The 21,245-nt window shown below is 73.1% G+C and carries 15 protein-coding genes; 7 read left to right on the forward strand and 8 right to left on the reverse strand.

Going from position 1 to position 21,245, the window contains the following annotated elements:
* Positions 1–97: 97 nt before the first annotated feature.
* From IPT68_RS28265 to IPT68_RS28280, 4 genes are read left to right on the forward strand one after another with little or no spacing between them, the layout of a single operon-like run.
* Positions 98–1,717, forward strand: coding sequence for a sugar phosphotransferase (locus IPT68_RS28265; protein WP_189698670.1), 1,620 nt, complete (start codon positions 98–100; stop codon positions 1,715–1,717).
* Complete coding sequence (locus tag IPT68_RS28270; protein ID WP_189698671.1) at positions 1,714–3,477, forward strand: stealth family protein; 1,764 nt, start codon at positions 1,714–1,716, stop codon at positions 3,475–3,477. The genes IPT68_RS28265 and IPT68_RS28270 overlap by 4 nt, the downstream gene beginning before the upstream one ends.
* On the forward strand, positions 3,474–5,570 hold the full coding sequence (locus tag IPT68_RS28275) for a glycosyltransferase family 4 protein (RefSeq protein ID WP_189698672.1): 2,097 nt from the start codon (positions 3,474–3,476) through the stop codon (positions 5,568–5,570). Before IPT68_RS28270 ends, IPT68_RS28275 begins: the two co-directional genes overlap by 4 nt.
* 23 nt (positions 5,571–5,593) lie before the next feature.
* On the forward strand, positions 5,594–7,549 hold the full coding sequence (locus IPT68_RS28280; RefSeq protein ID WP_189698673.1) for a PIG-L family deacetylase: 1,956 nt from the start codon (positions 5,594–5,596) through the stop codon (positions 7,547–7,549).
* A 63-nt stretch (positions 7,550–7,612) separates the two neighbouring features.
* Here the strand turns inward: IPT68_RS28280 and IPT68_RS28285 are convergent, their stop codons facing one another.
* The 5 genes from IPT68_RS28285 to IPT68_RS28305 all read right to left on the reverse strand — a co-directional run bounded on the left by IPT68_RS28285 (position 7,613) and on the right by IPT68_RS28305 (position 14,579).
* The gene (locus tag IPT68_RS28285) at positions 7,613–9,742 is read right to left on the reverse strand and encodes a 3-hydroxyacyl-CoA dehydrogenase NAD-binding domain-containing protein (protein WP_189698674.1); all 2,130 of its coding nucleotides are present in this window, start codon (positions 9,740–9,742) and stop codon (positions 7,613–7,615) included.
* Positions 9,739–10,956, reverse strand: a complete 1,218-nt coding sequence (locus tag IPT68_RS28290; protein ID WP_189698675.1) for a thiolase family protein — start codon at positions 10,954–10,956, stop codon at positions 9,739–9,741. Before IPT68_RS28290 ends, IPT68_RS28285 begins: the two co-directional genes overlap by 4 nt.
* 287 nt (positions 10,957–11,243) lie before the next feature.
* A complete protein-coding gene (locus IPT68_RS28295) occupies positions 11,244–12,530 on the reverse strand; it encodes a ribonuclease D (RefSeq protein WP_189698676.1) in 1,287 nt (428 codons plus the stop codon).
* Between the two features lie 402 nt (positions 12,531–12,932).
* The gene (locus tag IPT68_RS28300; RefSeq protein ID WP_067229335.1) at positions 12,933–13,595 is read right to left on the reverse strand and encodes a helix-turn-helix transcriptional regulator; all 663 of its coding nucleotides are present in this window, start codon (positions 13,593–13,595) and stop codon (positions 12,933–12,935) included.
* 315 nt (positions 13,596–13,910) lie between these two features.
* Positions 13,911–14,579, reverse strand: coding sequence for a DUF3000 domain-containing protein (locus IPT68_RS28305; RefSeq protein ID WP_189698677.1), 669 nt, complete (start codon positions 14,577–14,579; stop codon positions 13,911–13,913).
* Between the two features lie 138 nt (positions 14,580–14,717).
* Between IPT68_RS28305 and hemE the strand changes: the two genes are divergently transcribed.
* Positions 14,718–15,785 (forward strand): uroporphyrinogen decarboxylase, encoded by a 1,068-nt coding sequence (gene hemE, locus IPT68_RS28310; protein WP_189698678.1) that lies wholly within the window; start codon positions 14,718–14,720, stop codon positions 15,783–15,785.
* 4 nt (positions 15,786–15,789) lie between these two features.
* Here the strand turns inward: hemE and IPT68_RS28315 are convergent, their stop codons facing one another.
* The gene (locus IPT68_RS28315) at positions 15,790–16,614 is read right to left on the reverse strand and encodes a rhomboid family intramembrane serine protease (protein ID WP_189698679.1); all 825 of its coding nucleotides are present in this window, start codon (positions 16,612–16,614) and stop codon (positions 15,790–15,792) included.
* Between the two features lie 123 nt (positions 16,615–16,737).
* Here IPT68_RS28315 and IPT68_RS28320 point away from each other — a divergent pair, with 123 nt between their 5' ends.
* A complete protein-coding gene (locus IPT68_RS28320; RefSeq protein WP_189698680.1) occupies positions 16,738–17,058 on the forward strand; it encodes a hypothetical protein in 321 nt (106 codons plus the stop codon).
* Between the two features lie 78 nt (positions 17,059–17,136).
* Here IPT68_RS28320 and IPT68_RS28325 read toward each other — a convergent pair whose 3' ends face one another.
* Positions 17,137–18,552: an FAD-dependent oxidoreductase gene (locus tag IPT68_RS28325; protein ID WP_189698681.1), complete on the reverse strand. Its 1,416-nt coding sequence runs from the start codon at positions 18,550–18,552 to the stop codon at positions 17,137–17,139.
* Positions 18,553–18,561: 9 nt separating this feature from the next.
* Positions 18,562–19,626, reverse strand: coding sequence for a DUF4349 domain-containing protein (locus tag IPT68_RS28330; RefSeq protein WP_189698682.1), 1,065 nt, complete (start codon positions 19,624–19,626; stop codon positions 18,562–18,564).
* 159 nt (positions 19,627–19,785) lie between these two features.
* On the opposite strand from IPT68_RS28330, the gene hemG reads away from it, so the two are divergent.
* Entirely contained in the window at positions 19,786–21,240 is a 1,455-nt protein-coding gene (gene hemG, locus IPT68_RS28335; RefSeq protein ID WP_189698683.1) for a protoporphyrinogen oxidase, read from the forward strand.
* The last annotated feature ends 5 nt before the right edge of the window (positions 21,241–21,245 follow it).

A 21,245-nucleotide genomic window follows, 5' to 3' on the forward strand; every position in this document is an offset into this window, starting at 1 on the left:
CCCCGCAAGGGGACGACCTTCTCCCTTCCACCGTGATGACACGCCGGCCCCCGCACGGGGCCACCCTTGCCTCGACCCATGAAACGGAGTTCACGACGTGCCGGACCCGACGTCCCTGAACTCCGCGGTGCACGTCTACCAGCGGCTCGTCCCGCAACCCGTGCGCTCCGCCGCCGCGACCACCGTCCCCGCGGGCGTACGCCGCAAGGTCAAGCGGCAGCTCGCCCGTACCCTCAGCCGCCGCGAGGCCCGGCTGCACAGCAGGGCGCTGCGGCGGGTGCGGCGGGCGCGGCTCGGCACGTCCGAGCGGCGTGTCACCGCACCCGACGGCCGGGTCGCGCACGTGCACACCGGGCTCACCGTCGATCTGGCCCGCCGCCTCGACCACGACCTGGTCACCCACGCGCTGGACGCCGCCGAGATCCCCTGGTTCGCTGTGCCCGCGCTGGACGACCGGCGGATCTGCCTGGCCGTGGACGTCAAGCACAAGGGCCCGGTCCGCCGCGTCATGCGCGCGCTCCTCGAGGAGCACACCGGGTACGTCGTCACCGTCTCGCCCGCCCTGAGCGACACCCGGGAGACCCCCGGCAGCCACGTCAAGGCGTGGAAGCACTTCGCCAAGGCCCGTGTGATCCGGCTGACCTGGCTGCGCACCGACCCCACCGAGAACCTCTGGGTGGGCGAGGACCAGGGCATCGAGATCGAGTTCTGGAGGACCAACACCGATCTGCCCACCGAGCGGCTGATCGGACCGCGCCCCAACCGGGTCCAGCGGGCCGTGCCCAGCGACGCCCCCGGCATCGAGATCGGCATGGACCGGCTGTCCGGCTACTGCGACATCGACGGCGACCAGGAGCCGACGATCACGCTGGAGAGCTTCGACGTGGTCCGGCTGGAGGAGATCACCTTCCCCGTGGACGCGGTCCTGATCTTCCAGCACGCCACGCCGTGGGGCGAGCTGCTGCTGCGGGCCGCCCTGCGCTCCCTGCACCAGTACGCGCCTTGGGTGGACGTCGTGCACGTGGTCGCCGAGGCCGAGCCGCCGGCCTGGCTGAACGCCGGCGACCGGCTCGGCGTCGTCCGCGCCCGGCCAGGGGCCGAGTGGCACCTGCACCAACTGCCCGACGTCGCGGACCACTTCCTGCTGCTGCGCCCGGGTGCCCTGCTCGGCCGTCCGGTGCGGCCCTTCGACTACTTCACCCCGGCCGGGGCGACCCGCCCCCGGCGCGGACCCTGGACGGCCGAGGAGTCCTTCGCCCCCTGGACCCGTGCCGCGTACTCCGCCACCGGCCGGGTCACCGCCCACGGCTACGCGCACGGACCCCAGCCGCACCGCGCCGAGACCCTCGCCCAATTCGCCGGGACGGGCACCGCAACCCTGCCGTTGCCCGACGCCCAGCGACTGCCCACCGTGCCCGGCACCCACCCCCTGGACGGCGTGGTCCACCACTTCGGTTACGTCTCGGGAGTCGCCGACCCCTCCGGGGAGGCGTCCGTCGCCCTGCACGCGGCACTGCCCGGCATCGGCAACCACCTGGAGCGGCTGCTGGTCAGGCGCGACAGCCAGCAGATGCAGTTCACCGGCCTGGACACCGAGGAGGCGCGCGTCGGTGGCGGCGTCCGGGCGGTGGAGCGCTTCCTGGCGCGCTACTACCCCGTGCCCAGCGTCTTCGAGCGCGACGACGCGGACTCCGGTGAGGCGGGCCGGACGTCATGAGCATCGGCAACCCGGAGGCGTCCGCCGCGGTCGGGGCGTACCGCACCCTCGTTCCCGCGGGACTCAGACGCCGCACCGCGCGCCGCGTCCCGCCGCGGCTGCGGCAGCTGCTCAAGCGCCTGCTGCGCCGGCTGCACAGCCTGACCTTCGGGGCCCGGCTGCTGCGTTCGATGCTGGCCCGCCGCCGCTGGCCGCATCTGTTCGGGCCGGGCGAGCGGCTCGCCGCGCTCGCCGGTCCCGGCCAGCGGATCGCCCTCGTACGGCCCACGGTCTCGCCGCTGGGCCTGCGCGAGGCCAACCTCGAACTCGTCGTCACCGCGCTGGAGGAGGCCGGGGTCGACTACTTCGCCGTCCGTGGCGCCTCCGACTTCCGCTCCTGCCTCGCCGTCGCCGCGACCGACCGCGACCGCGCCCGGCAGGCATTGGAGCGCTGCGCCGGGCACAGCCCCGTCTACCTCGCGGCCTGCCGCGGCGAGTCCGCCCAGGGCAGGCCGGTGATGGCCGGCTCGGCACGCGGCCGTCGGCTCGCCCGCGAGGCCGCCGTGCTCCGGGTCGGCATGGTCTGGAGCGACCCGGCCGGCACCCTGGTGCTGGGCCTGGAACACGGCTGCGACGTCGAGTTCTGGCAGCCGAGCGAGGGCCGTCTGGTCGCGCCGCGACCCAACCGGGTCACCCAGGACGTCGCGCTCGACGAACCCCGCGTCCTGGCTCCGGTCAGCCGCCTCACCGGCTTTGCCGCCCTGCACACCCGCCGCACCCGCACGGTCCGCACCATCCGGCCCTGCGCCGAGCCCCTCCCCGAGGACGTCCGCTTCCCGATCGACGTCGTCTACACCTGGGTCGACGGCAGCGACCCCGCCTGGCAGTGGCGGCGCAGCGCCTACGGCGACGGCGGCTACCACACCGAGTCCGCCAACGCGGCCCGCTACATCAGCCGCGACGAACTGCGCTACTCGCTGCGCGCGCTGGAGCAGAACGCGCCCTGGGTGCGCCACGTCCACCTGGTGACGGACCGGCAGCGCCCGGCCTGGCTCAACGACGCCCACCCCCGGCTCACCGTCGTCGACCACTCCGAGATCTTCGACGACCCGCAGGCGCTGCCCACCTTCAACTCGCACGCCATCGAGAGCCGCCTGCACCACATCAAGGGCCTCGCCGAGCACTTCCTGTACTTCAACGACGACATGTTCCTCGGCTGCCCGGTCACCCCGCAGGACTTCTTCCTGTCCAACGGCATGACCCGCACCTTCTTCTCCCCCTCCCAGGTGCCGCGCTCGGACCTCACGCCGGTCGACCGCCCGGTCGACGCGGCCGGCAAGAACAACCGGCGCCTGCTGCTGGAGCAGTTCGGCAGCGCCATCGTGCAGAAACTGCGGCACGCCCCCTACGCGCTGCGCCGCAGCGTGCTGCACGAGATCGAACGGGAGTACGCCGAGGCGCACCGGCAGACGTCCTCCAGCCGCTTCCGCAGCGCCACCGACATCTCCATCCCGTCGTCGCTGTACCACTACTACGCCTACTTCACGGGCCGGGCGGTGCCGTCGACCATCTCGTTCGCCTATCTCGACCTGGCCCGGCCGGAGATCCAGCGGCGGCTCGGCATCCTGCTGGCCCGCCGCGACCGGCAGGCGTTTTGCATCAACGACACCCTCTCCGACGGCCGGGACGTGGAGCGCCAGACGGCGATGCTGCGCGCGTTCCTCCAGTCGTACTACCCGGTGCCCAGTCCCTTCGAGCGGAAGGAGCGCGAGGTCCGGTGAAGATCTCCTTCCTGATCAACAACATCTACGGCATCGGCGGCACCAACCGCACGGTGATCAACCTCGCCGAGGCGCTGTCCGTGCAGCACGAGGTGGAGATCGTGTCGGTGTTCCGGCGCGCGCACGCCACCAAGTTCGAGATCTCACCGCGCGTGGCCGTGCGCGCCCTGGTCGACCTGCGCCCGGGCTCCGCCGACCGCGGCGCCGCCGGAAGCGACGAACCGAGCGACGTGGTGCCGCGCCAGGAGGAGTTCTACGCCCAGTACAGCCGCTTCACCGACGGCCGGATCATCCGCGAGCTGCAGCGGACGTCCGCCGACGTCGTGGTCGGCACCCGGCCCAGCCTGAACCTGTTCGTCGCCGCCCACACCCGCGACGGCGCCCTGCGCGTCGCCCAGGAGCACATGACGCACCTGGCCATCCCGCCGGCGGTCCGCGCGGAGATGGCCCGCGTCTACCCGCGCCTGGACGCGATCACCACGGTCACCGACGCCGACGCCCGCTCCTTCATGGAGAACACCCCGATCCCGGGCATCCCCGTCGTCGGCATCCCCAACAGCGTCCCGCAGCCGTCCGTCACCCCGTCCGACTGCACCCGCAAGGTCGTGGTCAGCGCCGGCCGGATGCACCACATCAAGCGGTACGACCTGCTGATCCGCGCCTTCGGCCGGCTCGCCGACGACTTCCCCGACTGGCAGCTGCGCATCTACGGCGATGGCGGTGAGGCCGCCAAGCTGCGCGCGCTGGTCACCGAACTCGGCCTGACCGGAAGGGCGTTGCTGATGGGCGGCTTCTCGCCCATCGAGTCCGAGTGGGCCAAGGGCTCCATCGCGGCCGTCACCTCCAGCGCCGAGTCCTTCGGCATGACCCTCGTCGAGGCGATGCGCTGCGGCCTGCCCGTCGTCTCCACCGACTGCCCGGTCGGCCCACGCGAGATCCTCACCGACGGCGAGGACGGCTTCCTCGTACCCAACGGCGAGGTCGAGGGCATCGCGTGGGGCCTGGGGCGCCTGATGGCCGACGAGCCGCTGCGCCGCACCATGGGCGCCGCCGCGCTGCGCAACGCCGCGCGCTACGACCCGGCGGCCGTCGCCGGCGAGTACCTGGACCTGTTCGAGGACGCCGCCCGCCGGCGCGCCGCCGCCCACCGCGGCTACCGCGCCCCCGCCGCGTCCCGCAAGGGCGCAGCCACCCCGCTCACCGTGCCCCCCGTCTCCGTCGGCCAGGCCGTCGCGGACGTCACCGCCGACGACGGAGGCTGGCTGCGCTTCAGCGCCGACGCACCCGGCGAGGGCCGCAAGCGCCGCCAGTTCGTGCTGCGCCACAAGCCCTCCGACGGCAACCGCCTCCCCGACCTGCCGCTGCGTACCCAGCGTCAGGACCTCGACAACGGCGGCACCCGCTACACCGCCGCCCTCACCCCGTCCGCCCTCGACGAACTCGGCGACGGACGCTGGCAGGTGACCCTGCAGACCGGCAAGGCGTCCCCCGTGCACCTGAAGGCCGGCATCCGTGACACCCGCGCCCTCATCGACGCCCGCGCCCGCCTCATCACCCGCCCGCCGTCCGGCCCCGTCGGCTGGAACCTGCCCTACGCCCAGCCCAACGGCCGTCTGATGCTGCGCACCGTGCTGCGCGCGGAGCACGCCGAGTGCACCGGCGTCGAGGTCGACGACGGCCGCATCACGCTGCGCGGCGTGCTGTGCGGAGGTCGGCGCCTGGAGCCCGGCGCGCTGTTCGTCGTCAGCCGCCGCGGCCGGCACGGGCGGAACATCACCGTGCCCGTCGAGATCCTCGGCCGCCAGGCGTTCCGCGCCGAGGCGCCCGTGCGCCAGGTCGTCGACCTCCGGCTGGAACACTGGGAGGACTGGGACTGGTGGCTCCAGCCCGACCCGTTCGACCGCCGCAAGGTGCGCGTCTGCCACCTGCTGGAGGACTTCCCCGACGTCAAGAGCGCCTACGCCTACCCGTCACTGCCGCTCGCCGGCGGCGAGCCCTCCGAGTACGCCGTGATCCACCCGGCGCGCCCGGTGTGGGTCCGGCCGTACTGCTCGGCCTCCGGGGCGATGGCGATGAACGTGGTGGACCGATGACCGACCCTGCCCCGGGAGGCCCGATGACCCGTTCCGTCCTGCATGTCATCGCCCACCAGGACGACGACCTGTACTTCATGAACCCCGACCTGGTCCGTTCCCTCCAGGACGGCGACCGGGTGACCACGGTGGTGCTCACCGCGGGGGAGGGCGACGGCATCAACGCCGACACCGGCGACCCCCAACGCGTCGCGGTACCACCGGACTTCGTCGGCTACAGCACCGAGCGCGGCTGCGGACTGCGCTCCGCCTACGCCCGGATGGTCACCGGCGACCGGGACCGCCCCTGGCGGCGCGAGGCCGTGGACCTCGTCCCCGGCTTCGCCGCCGAACGGTTCACGCTCGACGGCCACGACCAGGTGTGCCTGTACTTCCTCCAGCTCCACATGGGCGCGCCCACCGAACGCGGCACCCGCACCCGCCTGCACGAGCTGTGGGAGGGCGCCCTGCGCACCCAGGCCACGCTGCCGGTGCGCGGCGGCACCGTCGGCGAGGTCCAGCAGGTCACGCGCGAACAGGTGATCGGCGCGCTGACCGCGCTGCTCGCCGACGTCCGCCCGACCATGGTGCGCGCGATGGATCCCGACCCCGAGCACGACGGCGGCAAGGAGGAGTACGTCTGCTCCGACCACGTCGACCACACCACCACCGCCCAGTTCACGCTCGCCGCCCTCGCCCGGCACCGCGAGGCCGGGCACTACCCGGTGGTCGAGCACTACCGCGCCTACGCCAACCGCTTCTGGGGCTACAACCTCGACTCGGTCGCGACGGCGGAGAAGGCCGAGTACCTCGCGACGTACGCCGGACTGGACGCGCCCGAACGGTGCGCGCACGGCACCTGCGAGACCTGCGGCGACCGGCAGCTGGGCGGCAACCCGTACCGCAGCACGCACATGATGAGCACCGCCCACCGGTACACGCCCACGACGACCTGGCTGCGCCTCGGCCCCGGTGGCCGGCTCAACGCGTTCGGCGTGCTGGCCGGGCGGCTGGCCTTCTGGACGGAGACCGGCCCGGCCACCGGCGAGTGGAAGGGGCCCTTCGTGCTGGGGGACGGGTGGCTGTGCCCCACCCTGGCGGTGACCGGACTGCCCGGCGGACCGGCCGAGTTGGTGGGCCTGCGCCGCCAGAACGTGGTCGGCGGCGGAGTGACCGTCGACGTCGTGCACACCGCACAGGACCCCGACGGAGGCGGCTTCAGCGGCTGGCGGACCCTGGAGAACCCGGACTGGACGCACGGCGACGGACGCCGCCAGCGCGAGGCCGGCGTGCCCTCCGCGGCCGTCGACCCGGCCGGCCGGCTGCACGTCTTCGTCCGTGACTACGCGCAGGGCGTCAGCCTGCGCCGCCGTGACGTCTCCGGCGCCTGGGGTCCCTGGGAGAACCTCGGCGGCAGCTTCGTGCAGGACGCCGGCGCCGTCCTCGTCACCGAGCGCGGGACCGTGGAGCTGTACGTGCCGGGCAAGAACTCCGTGTGGCGCTGGCACCAGACGGAACCCGGCGGCGCGTTCCTGCTGGACGACACGCTGAAGACGGGCCGCCCGGCCACCGGCGGGGTCACCGCGGTCGACTCGGGCGAGGGCCGCACCTGCCTGTACTTCCGCGAGGCCGGCACCCAGCAGGTCATGGCCTACCGTCAGCACCCCGACGGCCGCTGGCCCGGATCCGGCGCGGGCCTCGGCGGCCACGGCGGTACCGGGCCCGTCGCCGCCCTGTGGGCCCCCGAACGCGGCGCCCGCGAGGCCTACCTGGCCCACCGCGGCAGCCGGGGCCGGCTGGTCGTGTCGCTGCCCGACCGCGACAAGGAGGTCTCCGGCACCCACTGGCACGAGTCCGGCGACATGCTCGCCCACGCCCCGGCGATGGCGTACGACGCCGCGGGCGCCGTGACGGTCGCGGTCATCGGCACGGACGGACGGCTGCGGGTGCGCCGGCAGCTGTCGCCGGCGGTGGGCAGTCCGCTCGGTCCCTGGCGCTGATCCGGCACGCACGACCGAGGGCCTCCGCCGCGACGGCGAAAGGCCCTCGGTCGCGTCGGACGGTCACGCCGGGACGCTCGCGACCCCCGGTTCCAGGAACCGCTTGCCGTTCACCCGCTCGGAGACGCCCTCGCGGTCCAGGTACGGCGTGATGCCGCCCAGGTGGAAGGGCCAGCCGGCACCGGTGATCAGGCAGAGGTCGATGTCCTGGGCCTCGGCGACGACGCCCTCGTCGAGCATCAGCCCGATCTCCTGCGCCACCGCGTCCAGCACCCGGGCCCGCACCTGCTCCTCGGTGAGGACGGTGTCGCCCTGCTTCAGCAGCGCGGCGACCTCCGGGTCCAGCTCCGGCTTGCCGGAGTCGTAGACGTAGAAGCCGCGCTTGCCGGCCTCGACGACCGCCTTGAGGTTCGGGGAGACCGTGAAGCGGTCCGGGAAGGCCCTGTTGAGCGTCTCGGAGACGTGCAGGCCGATCGCCGGGCCGACCAGCTCCAGCAGCACCAGCGGGGACATCGGCAGGCCCAGCGGCTCGACCGCCTTCTCCGCCACGGCCACCGGGGTGCCCTCGTCGATGACGTTCTGGATCTCGCCCATGAAGCGGGTCAGGATGCGGTTCACGACGAACGCCGGGGCGTCCTTGACCAGCACCGCGGTCTTCTTCAGCTTCTTGGCGACGGCGAACGCCGTGGCCAGCGAGGCGTCGTCGGTCTGCTCGCCGCGGACGATCTCCAGCAGCGGCAGCACCGCGACCGGGTTGAAGAAGTGGAAGCCGACGACCCGCTCGGGGTGCTTCAGCTTCGACGCCATCTCCGACACGGACAGGGACGAGGTGTTGGTGGCGAGGATCGCGTGCGCCGGGGCGACCGCCTCGACCTCGGCGAACACCTTCTGCTTGACGCCCATTTCCTCGAACACCGCTTCGATGACGAAGTCGGCGTCCGCGAAGCCCTCGGCCTTGTCCAGGACGCCGGTCACCAGCGCCTTGAGGCGGTTGGCCTTGTCCTGGCCGATCCGGCCCTTGCCGAGCAGCTTGTCGATCTCGGCGTGGACGTAGCCCACACCCTTGTCGACGCGCTCCTGGTCGATGTCGGTCAGTACGACCGGCACCTCAAGGCGGCGCAGGAAGAGCAGCGCGAGCTGGGAGGCCATCAGACCGGCGCCGACGACGCCGACCTTGGTGACCGGGCGCGCCAGGTTCTTGTCCGGGGCGCCGGCCGGGCGCTTGCCGCGCTTCTGTACCAGGTTGAACGCGTAGATGCCGGCGCGCAGTTCGCCACCCATGATCAGGTCGGCGAGCGCCTTGTCCTCGGCGTCGTACCCCTGCTGGAGGTCACCGTTCTTTGCGGCGGCGATGATGTCGAGGGCGCGGTAGGCGGCCGGGGCGGCGCCGTGCACCTTGGAGTCCGCGATGAAGCGGCCCTTGGCGACGGCCTGGTCCCAGGCCTCGCCGCGGTCGATCACCGGGCGCTCGACCACGATCTCGCCCTTGAGGACCGACGCCGTCCAGATGAGCGACTGCTCCAGGAAGTCGGCGCCCTCGAAGATCGCGTCGGCGATGCCGAGCTCGTAGACCTGCGAGCCCTTGAGCTGCTTGTTCTGGTTGAGGCTGTTCTCGATGATCACCGAGACGGCCTTCTCCGGACCGATCAGGTTCGGCAGCAGCGTGCAGCCGCCCCAGCCGGGGACCAGCCCGAGGAAGACCTCGGGCAGGGAGAACGCCGGGAGGGCCGCGGAGACCGTGCGGTAGGTGCAGTGCAGGCCGACCTCGACGCCGCCGCCCATCGCGGCGCCGTTGTAGTACGCGAACGTCGGCACGGCGAGGCCGGACAGCCGCTTGAAGACGTCGTGGCCGCCCTTGCCGATGGCGTAGGCGTGGTCCCACTCCTTGAGGAGCTCGACGCCCTTGAGGTCCGCCCCGACGGCGAAGATGAACGGCTTGCCGGTGAGGCCGACGCCGACGATCTCGCCGTCCGCGGCCTCCTTCTCGACCTGGTCGATCGCGGCGCCCAGGTTCGCCAGCGACTGCGGGCCGAAGGTGGTCGGCTTGGTGTGGTCCAGGCCGTTGTCCAGGGTGATCAGGGCGAAGCGCCCGGCGCCCAGGGGGAGGTCGAAGTGGCGTACGTGCGCGCTGGTGACGACCTCGTCCGGGAACAGGTCCGAGGCCTGCTTCAGAAGCTCGGCGGTGGTGCTCACTTGTCCCCCTCGAAGTGCGGGTTCTCCCAGATGACCGTCGCGCCCATGCCGAAACCGACGCACATGGTGGTCAGGCCGTAGCGGACGTGCGGCTGCTCCTCGAACTGGCGGGCCAGCTGCGTCATCAGGCGGACGCCGGAGGAGGCCAGCGGGTGGCCGAAGGCGATGGCGCCGCCGTACTGGTTGACGCGGGCGTCGTCGTCGGCGATGCCGTAGTGCTCCAGGAACGCGAGCACCTGGACGGCGAAGGCCTCGTTGATCTCGAACAGTCCGATGTCGTCGATGGACAGCCCCGCCTGGGCGAGCGCCTTCTCGGTGGCCGGGATCGGGCCGTAGCCCATGACCTCCGGCTCCACACCCGCGAAGGAGTAGGAGACGAGGCGCATCTTCACCGGGAGGTTGTTCTCGCGGGCGAAGTCCTCGGAGGCGATGAGGGAGGCGGTGGCGCCATCGTTCAGACCGGCCGCGTTACCGGCGGTGACCCGGCCGTGGACGCGGAAGGGGGTCTTCAGACCGGCCAGGTTCTCGAGCGTGGTGCCCGGGCGCATCGGCTCGTCGGCGGTGACCAGGCCCCAGCCCGTCTCGCCGGCCTCGGCGTTGGTGCGGCGCACCGAAATCGGGACCAGGTCGGCCTGGATCTTGCCGTTGGCGTACGCCTTGGCGGCCTTCTCCTGCGAGCGCACGGCGTACTCGTCGGCGCGCTGCTTGGTGATCGTCGGATAGCGGTCGTGCAGGTTCTCGGCGGTCATGCCCATGAACAGCGCCGACTCGTCGACCAGCTTCTCGCTGACGAACCGCGGGTTCGGGTCCACGCCCTCACCCATCGGGTGGCGGCCCATGTGCTCGACACCACCGGCGATGGCGACGTCGTACGCGCCGAAGGCCACGGAACCGGCGACGGTGGTGACGGCGGTCAGCGCGCCGGCGCACATCCGGTCGATCGAGTAGCCGGGCACGGACTGCGGCAGTCCGGCGAGGATGCCGGCGGTCCGGCCGATGGTCAGGCCCTGGTCGCCGATCTGCGTGGTCGCGGCGATGGCGACCTCGTCGATCTTCTTGGGGTCCAGGCCGGGGTTGCGGCGCAGCAGCTCCCGGATCGCCTTCACGACGAGGTCGTCGGCGCGGGTCTCGTGGTAGATGCCCTTCGGGCCCGCCTTGCCGAACGGGGTGCGGACGCCGTCGACGAAGACGACGTCCCTGACGGTACGAGGCACGATGGCTCTCCTCCAGGGTGCGGGGTGGCACTGCTGCGGCACGCATGCGCTGAGCGCGCGCTCAGCACCCATGCTACTTGTGGGTAACGTAGCTGCCCAGTCCTCACGGGTCGAGCGGCGAAGGTCACACCTTCGGCGCAGCGGCCGCGCGGCAACGCACCGAATACCGACCAGCCGCGCGCCCGCGTCCCCGGAGAAGTGGGTGGCCACCGCGGCCCTCTCCCGCGAACGCCACGGCCCGTGCCGCTTCACTCGGCCGGAGCACCTTGGCCTGATGTCGCCGCCCGCTACGGCGCCTTGGCGGAAAGAGCCCTCACCAGAACCGGCGCGACCAGCTCGACCTGCCAGTCGCGGGCCCCGTACCCGCGCAGCACCCCGGCCACGGCCGCCACGTCGGCCGACGGCGGTTCCCAGCACACCCGCCGCACGGTGTCCGGCGTGATCAGGTTCTCCTGCGGCAGACCGAGCTCCTCGGCCAGCGCGGACACGCCGGCCCGCGCCGCGGACAGCCGGGCGGCCGCCGCCGGATCCTTGTCGGCCCACGCGCGCGGCGGCGGAGGCCCCGCGACCGGCTGGCCCGGCTGCGGCAGCTGCGACTCCGGCAGCGCCTTGGCGCGATCCACCGCGGCCTGCCACTGCTCCAGCTGCCGCCGCCCCATCCGGTGCCCGAACCCGTTCAGCGCGGACAGCGCGTGCACCGTGCCCGGCAGGGCCAGCGCGGCCTCGACGATGGCCGTGTCCGACAGCACCTTGCCCGGCGAGACGTCCCTGCGCTGCGCGATCCGGTCCCGGGTCTCCCACAGCTCGCGCACCACGGCGAGCTGCCGGCGCCGACGCACCTTGTGCATGCCCGACGTACGGCGCCACGGGTCCTTGCGGGGCTCCGGCGGCGGCGCGGCGGCGATCGCGTCGAACTCCTGCAGGGCCCATTCGAGCTTGCCCTGCCGGTCCAGTTCCTTCTCCAGCGCGTCCCGCAGGTCGACGAGCAGCTCGACGTCGAGGGCCGCGTACCGCAGCCACGGCTCGGGGAGCGGGCGGGTCGACCAGTCGACGGCGGAGTGGCCCTTCTCCAGGACGAAGCCCAGCACGTTCTCGACCATGGCCCCGAGGCCGACCCGCGGGAATCCGGAGAGCCGTCCGGCCAGCTCGGTGTCGAACAGCCGCGTCGGCATCATGCCTATCTCCCGCAGGCACGGCAGGTCCTGGGTGGCGGCGTGCAGCACCCACTCGACGCCGGACAGCGCCTCGCCCAGCGCCGACAGGTCGGGGCAGGCCACCGGATCGATCAGCGCGGTCCCCGCGCCCTGGCGGCGCAGCTGCACGAGGTAGGCGCGCTGTCCGTAGCGGTAGCCGGAGGCGCGCTCGGCGTCGACGGCGACGGGGCCGGAGCCGGCGGCGAAGGCGGTGATCACCTCGGCGAGGGCCGCCTCGTCCGCGACCACGGGCGGAATGCCCTCACGCGGCTCCAGCAAAGGGATCGGCGCCTCCGTAACAGAAGATCCGCCGTCTTCCGGAGGAGCGCCCCCGGTGGTTCGCAGTGAACTGTCTGCTGCGGTTTCTTGGGCGTCGGTCACCTGTCAAGGGTATCCGTGGATGGACCGCGCCCGCCGACGGAACGTTCCGTCGACGGGCGCGCGAGGGTCGCAAACCAGTCAGGTCCCTGCGGATTCCCGGTCACGACCGAGGGGGACGCGGGCGGGCATCGGTGGCTCGATCCCGTTCACGTCGATGAATGCCCAGGTGATACGGCATCCGGGTGACTCGGGGAAGGGACTCGGGGGGAACTCGGGGAGGGACTGGGGAGAGAGCGGGCGGAGAAACGGGGAGCGGCTGCTCCGAGCGTGTGGGTCGGCTCGGAGGCTGGGGCGCGGATCGAGGGACGGGTGCGGGTCGTAGGGGGGTTGCGGCTCGGAGAGGCGGGTGCGGGTCGTAGGGGGGTGCGGCTCGGAGAGGCGGGTGCGGGTCGGGGGCGGAGGTCAGTGGATGATGCCGGTGCGCAGCGCCACGGCGACCATCCCGGCGCGGTCGCCCGTGCCGAGCTTGCGGGCGATGCGGGCGAGGTGGCTCTTGACGGTCAGGGCGGACAGGCCCATCGAGACGCCGATCGCCTTGTTCGACTGGCCTTCGGCGACCAGGCGCAGCACCTCGACCTCGCGGCCGGACAGCTCGCGGTAGCCACCCGGGTGACTCGGGGCACCCGGGGGGCGGCGGTGCAGACGGGCGGCGGCCGCGCCGATGGGCGCGGCACCCGGCCGGGTGGGGAGCCCGACGTTGGTACGGGTGCCGGTGACGACGTAGCCCTTCACGCCGCCCGCGAGGGCGTTGCGCACGGCGCCGATGTCGTCGGCGGCGGACAGGGCGAGCCCGTTGGGCCAGCCCGCCGCGCGGGTCTCCGACAGGAGCGTCAGACCGGAACCGTCCGGGAGGTGGACGTCGGCGACGCAGATGTCGCGGGGGTTGCCGACGCGGGGACGAGCCTCGGCGATGGACGAGGCCTCGATGACGTCGCGCACACCGAGCGCCCACAGGTGGCGGGTGACGGTGGAGCGGACGCGGGGATCGGCCACGACGACCATCGCGGTCGGCTTGTTCGGGCGGTAGGCGACCAGGCTTGCGGGCTGCTCAAGGAGAACGGACACCAGGCCTCCTGGGTGCGGGACGGGGGCGGCTCGTGGGGGGTGAAGCCGGGACGAACCGTGCTTTCAAGGTCACAGTCGTCTTCGGCACCAAACCGGTCCGCCTTTAGAGAATGATCACGATCTGGTGAGTAACAATCCGAGCAATTCGGACACGCGAGCGATCATCCGAAGATCGAACGGGTTCGGTTCGATTCGCTGTCCGGTCGAAAGTGGCCGTATCGACAAAGAGATCAGCCCGAACGGGTGCATGCGGGTTTGCCCCGGCCGGTTCCGGCCGGGCACAGTGCAGGCGACGGGGCGAGTGGGCGCGGCGGGTCAGCGGGACTGCGGGCCGCGCCGTTGCGGCAGGGTCACCACGGACGCGTCCCCCGGTCCCGCCGGCGGCAGGCCCGCGACCTGGGCGAGCAGATCGCACCAGGAGGCGAGGTGGGCCGCCGTGTCGGGCACGCCGCCCAGGCCCTCCCGGGGCGTCCAGGAGGCCCGGATCTCGATCTGCGAGGCGGCGGGGCGCGCGGACAGCCCGCCGAAGTAGTGCGAACTCGCGCGCGTGACGGTGCCGCTCGGTTCGCCGTACGTCAGCCCGCGCGCCTGCAGCGCACCGGTGAGCCAGCTCCAGCACACCTCGGGCAGCAGCGGGTCGGCGGCCATCTCCGGCTCCAGCTCCGCCCGCACCAGCGTCACCAGCCGGAAGGTGCCGCGCCAGGCGTCGTGTCCGGCCGGGTCGTGCAGCAGCACCAGCCGGCCGTCGGCCAGGTCCTGGTCTCCGTCGACGACGGCGGCCTCCAGCGCGTACGCGTGCGGGGCCAGCCGCTGCGGCGCGCGCGTGGGCTCGACCTCGATCTGCGGCCGCAGCCGTGCCGAGCGCAGCGCCTCGACGGCGGCCCGGAAGGGCAGCGGAGAAGCGTCGCCCGTATGCAGGTCCCCCTCCTTCGGGTCGTCCATTCCGCCAGCGCCGTCCGACAGTCGTCCCTGAGCCGCAGCCATGCGGTGCAGATTAAGCGGAACGGGCGCCGGGCGCAGGCTAGACACCCCGTCCGGCGGTACCGGTCCGCCGGGGTTGCCGCACCCGAGGTGCACCGAGGCCCCGCCATGCCCGTCCGGCCGCCGTGCGAAACTTGCCCCGTGAGTGCCAACGGAAGCCCCACGGGCCAGCAGCCGACAGCGACGTACGACTCCGCCTTCCTCAGGGCGTGCAGGCGCGAGCCCGTGCCCCACACGCCGGTGTGGTTCATGCGGCAGGCCGGGCGCTCCCTGCCCGAGTACCGGAAGGTGCGCGAGGGCATCCCGATGCTGGAGTCGTGCATGCGGCCCGACCTGGTCACCGAGATCACCCTGCAGCCCGTGCGCCGCCACCACGTGGACGCGGCGATCTACTTCAGCGACATCGTCGTCCCCCTCAAGGCCATCGGCGTCGACCTCGACATCAAGCCCGGTGTCGGCCCGGTCGTCGAGCGCCCGATCCGCTCCCGCGCCGACCTCGCGCAGCTGCGCGACCTGACCCCGGAGGACGTCTCGTACGTCACGGAGGCGATCGGCCTGCTGACCGCCGAGCTCGGCGAGACGCCCCTGATCGGCTTCGCGGGCGCCCCGTTCACCCTCGCGAGCTACCTCGTCGAGGGTGGTCCGTCCCGCACGTACGAGAACGCCAAGGCGATGATGTACGGCGACCCGGAGCTGTGGGCCGACCTCCTCGACCGCCTCGCGGACATCACCGCCGCCTTCCTCAAGGTGCAGATCGAGGCGGGCGCGAGCGCGGTGCAGCTCTTCGACTCCTGGGCCGGCGCCCTGGCCCCCGCCGACTACCGGCGCTCCGTCCTGCCCGCCTCGTCGAAGGTGTTCCGCGCGGTCGAGGCGTACGGCGTCCCACGCATCCACTTCGGCGTCGGCACCGGCGAGCTGCTCGGCCTGATGGGCGAGGCCGGCGCGGACGTCGTCGGCGTCGACTGGCGCGTCCCGCTCGACGAGGCCGTCCGCCGCGTCGGCCCCGGCAAGGCGCTCCAGGGCAACCTCGACCCGACGGTCCTGTTCGCCCCGCAGGAGGCCGTCGAGGCCAAGACCCGCGAGGTGCTGGACGCGGCGACGGGCCTGGAGGGCCACGTCTTCAACCTCGGGCACGGCGTGATGCCGTCCACCGACCCGGACGCGCTCACCCGCCTCGTCGAATACGTGCACGCGCAGAGCGCCCGCTGACGGCTCACCACGTCTGCCGGGGCCGCGCCCGCCTGCCGAACAGCAGGCCGCGTGGTTCCGGCGGCGGTGGCGTGCCCCGCTTCAGGGGCCAGGCGAGCAGCATGCCGGCGAGGAAGCCGACGATGTGCGCCGCGTACGCCACCGTGCCCGCGTCGGAGATGCCCTCGCCGGAGGAGTACACGGCCTGGAGCCCGAACCAGAAGCCCAGCACCAGCCAGGCCGGCAGCCGCAGCGGCAGGAAGATCAGGAACGGGACGAGCACCCACACCCTGGCCTTCGGATACAGCACCAGATAGGCGCCCAGCACACCGGCGATCGCTCCCGAGGCGCCGATCAGCGGTTCCGCGGACTCGGCGTTGAGCAACGCGAAGCCGTACGACGCCGCGTAGCCGCAGGCGCCGTAGAACAGCGCGAAGCGCACATGCCCCATGCGGTCCTCGATGTTGTTGCCGAAGATCAGCAGGAACAGCATGTTGCCCAGCAGGTGCAGCCAGCCGCCGTGCAGGAACATCGCCGTGAGCACGCTGAGTTCGGGCGACTTGTCGTACGCCGGCGGGCCCACCACGCAGCCCGGGCCCTGAGGGCCGACGGCGATGTCGCCGGTCGGCACCAGGCGCGGCATCTGATGGTGGATCAGTTCCTGCGGCACGGCCGCGTACCGGTCCAGGAACGCCTGCAGATGGCACGTCTGCGCCAGGCTGCTGTCGCCCGCCACCGAACCGGCGAGGCCGGGCATGAACAGGAACACGACCACGTTCGTCGCGATCAGCGCGTACGTCACCCAGGGCGTGCGGCGCGCGGGGTTGACGTCATGGACGGGGATCACCACAAGGAAGTAGTGCCCGCGATGTGCCCGCCGAATCGGTGAACGCGGCCGGCCCGGTCTGCGTATGTCCTTGCGAACCGCCGCGGCACGGCGAGGCGCGTCGCGGGACGACGTGAGGATCAGGCGATGAACGACCGAGTGACCCCTGCGATGCAGGCGAACCCCGACGGAGAGGCCCAGCTCGCGCTGGTGGTCCATCTCCCCTGGGAGGACGTCGCCCGACTCGGCCAGGAGGCCGGCCGCATGGCGGCGCAGCTGCAGCGACCGGTGACGCTGGACGAGGCGGTGAGCAACCGGCTGCGGTCCGTCTCGCCGGGCGCGCACGCGAAACCGGCCGGGGCACAGCCGACTGCGATGCCGTCGGCCGCCTCGGTGTCGTCGCTGCCGTCCAGGCCTCCGGCCGAGCAGGCGCGGCAGGCCATCGACCGGATCAACGGCACGGCGTAGGGGAGGGGCGGGGAAGCCGGCCCAGGGGGCGCGACCAGCCACGGGCGACCACCCGAACCCGGCGCGCGACAGGCGCCCCTACGACGAACTGCGCACCTTCCCCGCGGCCTTCCGCGCGGCGACCAGCACCGGATCCCACACCGGCGAGAACGGCGGCGCGTACCCCAGGTCCAGTGCCGTCATCTGCTCCACCGTCATCCCGGCCGTGAGCGCGACCGCCGCGATGTCCACCCGCTTGCCCGCCCCCTCCCGGCCGACGATCTGCACGCCGAGCAGCCGTCCGGTGCGGCGCTCGGCGAGCATCTTCACGGTCATCGGGGAGGCACCGGGGTAGTACCCGGCCCGGCTGGTCGACTCGATGGTCACCGTCTCGAACCGCAGTCCCACCCGGCGCGCGTCCTTCTCCCGCAGCCCGGTGCGGGCGATCTCCAGATCGCACACCTTGCTCACCGCGGTGCCGACCACACCGGGGAACGTCGCGTAGCCGCCGCCGACGTTCGTGCCGATGATCTGCCCGTGCTTGTTGGCGTGCGTACCGAGCGCGATGTGCCGTTCCCGCCCCGCGATCAGGTCGAGGACCTCCACGCAGTCACCACCGGCCCAGATGTTCTCGTGACCGCGTACCCGCATCGCCAGATCGGTGAGCAGGCCGCCGTGCTCGCCGAGCGGCAGCCCCGCCGCCCTCGCGAGCGTCGTCTCGGGGCGTACACCGATGCCGAGCACGACCACGTCCGCCGGGTACTCGGCGTCCTCCGTGGCCACCGCCCGCACCTGCCCGTCCTCACCGGTGAGGATCTTGGTGACCTCGGCGTCGTTGACCATGGTGATGCCCAGGCCCTCCATGGCCCGGTGCACCAGCCGCCCCATGTCGGGGTCGAGCGTGGACATCGGCTCCGCGCCCCGGTTGACGACCGTCACCTCGTAGCCGCGGTTGATCAGCGCCTCGGCCATCTCGACGCCGATGTAGCCCGCCCCGACGACCACCGCACGCCGCCCACGCGCGCGCGTGAGGGTGTCCAGCAACTCCTGCCCGTCGTCCAGGGTCTGCACGCCGTGCACGCCGGGGGCGTCGACGCCGGGCATGTCCGGGCGGATCGGCCGGGCGCCGGTGGCGATCACGAGCTTGTCGTACGACGTCCAGGACTCGACCCCGGAATCGACGTCACGCGCGCGCACCCGTCCCCCGTCGACGTCGATCTCCACGACCTCGGTGCGCAGCCGCAGGTCGATGTCCCGCGCGCGGTGCTCCTCGGGCGTGCGGGCGACCAGCTCGTCCCGGTCGGAGACCTGGCCGCCCACCCAGTACGGGATCCCGCACGCGGAGAAGGACGTGAAGTGGCCGCGCTCGAAGGCCACGATCTCCAGCTCGTCCGGACCCTTCAGCCGACGGGCCTGCGACGCCGCGGACATGCCCGCGGCGTCGCCGCCGATCACGACCAGTCGCTCTCTCGTGCCGTTCGTGCCGCTCGTGCCGTTCGCATCGCTCATGCTCATGCGAACACGCTACGGCGACGGCTCGTTTCCGCCGCGCCGGCCCTGCTCCTGCCCGCCGTGCTCCTCCTGCGGCGCGGGAGCCGGCCCGGGCTCCGGTGCCCGCCGGGCCGTCGGCAGCGGTCCCGGCGCGGTCGTCGTGGACGCCGTGGCCGGGCGGCGCGCCCCGCGGGGCCGTACGAGACGCAGCCAGACCAGGACGAGCAGCGCCGCCAGCGCGGCGAACGGCAGTACCGCCGCCAGGGCGACCGCGATCCAGCGCAGCATCGTCACGAAGGCGTCCCAGCCGCCCGCCAGCGCGTCCGTGAACCCGGGGTCCTCGTCCTTCTCGGCGGGCTTCTTCACCGGCGTCTCGGACAGCGAGAGGGTGATGGTGGCCAGGCTCGTGCGGTCCTTCAGGGACGCCTGCTGGGCGAGCAGCGCCTCCAGGTCGGCCTGGCGGCTGCTCAGCTCGCCCTCCAGCTCCACCACGTCGCTCAGCCGGGTCGCCCGGTCCATCAGCTCGCGGATCCGGGCGACGCTGGCGCGCTGGGTCTTGATCCGGCTCTCCACGTCGACGACCTGGTCGGTGACGTCCGTCGCCTTTGCCGCGCGGTCGAGGAGCTTGCCCGTGCCCTCCAGGTCGGCGAGGACGTCCTCGTACGAGTCGACGGGCACCCGCAGGACGACCCGGGTGTACTCGTTGCCGTTCTCGTCCCGGGTGGTCATCTCGCTGCCCACGAAACCGCCCGCTGTCTCGGCGCTCGTACGGGCCTCGTCCAGGGCCTTGGGCACGTCCTTGACCTGCACGGACAGCGACGCGGTGCGGATGATGTGGCTCGCGGGGAGCCGGGTGGCGCCCGGGGCCTTCTCATCTGCACCGGACCGGCTGTCGCTGCCGCTGTCGAAGGCGCCCTCCTTGGCGTCCTTTTCCAGGGCGCCGCCGTCCTGGGCGGCGGCAGCGTCACCGCTCGAGGAGGAGGTGATGTCGGCCGAGCCGCTGCATCCCGTCAGGGCGAGGGCGGCGGCGAGCAGGAGCCCGGCCAGGACCGGTACCGGGTGTCGTGCGGAACGGCGTGCGGAACGTGGTGCGCGCATGTGGGCGAACTCCCCGAGGGTCGTGACGACTGACGCTCCTTCGACGCCGGGGCGGGCCGGGACGTTGGGCCCGTCCGGTCCCGATGCGGTCACGGTCGGGACTCGGCGGGGCCACGGGGCCGCGGGGGCGCTGTCAGCGGCGTCTGAGAAGGTGGAGCCATGAACGCAGCACGCAGGGACGCCGGGCAGGTCGTCGTCGTCGGAGCCGGGATCGCCGGGCTGGCCGCGGCCCACCGGCTGCTCGGACGCGGCGCGCGGGTGACGGTGCTGGAGGCCTCCGACCGGGTCGGCGGAAAGCTGCTGCCCGGCGAGATCGCGGGCGTGCGCGTGGACCTGGGCGCCGAGTCGATGCTGGCCCGCCGGCCCGAGGCGGTCGCCCTCGCGCGCGAGGTGGGCCTCGAGGACCGGCTCCAGCCGCCGGCCACCGCGACGGCCTCCCTGTGGACCCGCGGCGCCCTGCGCCCGATGCCCAAGGGCCACGTCATGGGCGTGCCCGGCACCGCGGACGCGCTGTCCGGCGTGCTGTCCGCGGAGGGCCTGGCGCGCATCGAGCGCGACGCCGAGCTGCCCCGCACGGAGGTCGGCGACGACGTGGCGGTGGGGGAGTTCGTCGCGGCGCGGCTCGGCCGCGAGGTCGTCGACCGGCTCGTGGAGCCCCTGCTCGGCGGTGTGTACGCGGGCGACGCGTACCGCATCTCGATGCGCTCGGCCGTCCCCCAGCTGTTCGACGCCGCCCGGGCGCACGTCTCGCTCACCGAGGCGGTCCGGGAGATCCAGGCCCGGGCGGCGGCAGCCCCGCAGACGGGGCCCGTGTTCATGGGCATCGAGGGCGGCGTCGGCAGCCTGCCGCTCGCCGTCGCCGAGTCGGTGCGGGCCCGCGGCGGTGAGATCGTGACCGGCACCCGCGTGACCGGGCTGCGCCGTGAGGGCCGCACGGGCTGGCGGGTCGTGGCCGGCGACCGGGTGCTGCACGCCGACGCGGTGATCGTCGCCGTGCCCGCGCCCGCCGCCGCCGAACTGCTGCGCGCGCAGGCCCCGGCGGCCGCGACCGAGCTGGCCGCCGTCGAGTACGCGTCGATGGCGTTGGTCACCCTGGCTTACCGCAGGTCCGAGGCGCGGCTGCCCGAGGGCAGCGGGTTCCTGGTGCCGCCGGTCGACGGGCGCACCGTCAAAGCGTCCACGTTCGCCTCCCAGAAGTGGGGCTGGATCGCCGCCGAGGACCCCGACCTGCTCGTGCTGCGCACCTCCGTCGGGCGGTACGGCGAGACGGAGATCCTCCACCGCGACGACGCGGGCCTGGTGGCCGTCTCCCGGCACGACCTCGAGGCGGCCACGGGCCTGGACGCCACGCCCGTCGCCACCCGCGTCACCCGCTGGGACGCGGGCCTGCCGCAGTATCCCGTCGGCCACCACGCGCGCGTGGCCCGCATCCGCGAGCACGTCGGCAAGCTCCCGGGCCTGGCCGTGTGCGGCGCGGTGTACGACGGGGTGGGCATCCCGGCGTGCGTGGCGAGCGCGTACGCGGCGGTGGACCAGATCCACGGCGACCTGGAGGCTGTGCAGGAGCTCACCGCACACCCGGTGCAGAGCCTGCACGGCGGAGCGGGAGAATAGGGGAC

Origin of the sequence: Streptomyces chromofuscus (assembly GCF_015160875.1) — a bacterium.
Classification (GTDB): domain Bacteria; phylum Actinomycetota; class Actinomycetes; order Streptomycetales; family Streptomycetaceae; genus Streptomyces; species Streptomyces chromofuscus.

Excerpts from the sequence above, each read along its gene's own strand:
- hemG (WP_189698683.1), top strand. The coding sequence starts at position 19,786 with ATGAACGCAGCACGCAGGGACGCCGGGCAGGTCGTCGTCGTCGGAGCC.
- IPT68_RS28270 (WP_189698671.1), top strand. The coding sequence starts at position 1,714 with ATGAGCATCGGCAACCCGGAGGCGTCCGCCGCGGTCGGGGCGTACCGC.
- IPT68_RS28320 (WP_189698680.1), top strand. The coding sequence starts at position 16,738 with ATGAACGACCGAGTGACCCCTGCGATGCAGGCGAACCCCGACGGAGAG.
- IPT68_RS28325 (WP_189698681.1), bottom strand. The coding sequence starts at position 18,552 with ATGAGCATGAGCGATGCGAACGGCACGAGCGGCACGAACGGCACGAGA.
- IPT68_RS28330 (WP_189698682.1), bottom strand. The coding sequence starts at position 19,626 with ATGCGCGCACCACGTTCCGCACGCCGTTCCGCACGACACCCGGTACCG.
- IPT68_RS28305 (WP_189698677.1), bottom strand. The coding sequence starts at position 14,579 with ATGGCTGCGGCTCAGGGACGACTGTCGGACGGCGCTGGCGGAATGGAC.
- IPT68_RS28280 (WP_189698673.1), top strand. The coding sequence starts at position 5,594 with ATGACCCGTTCCGTCCTGCATGTCATCGCCCACCAGGACGACGACCTG.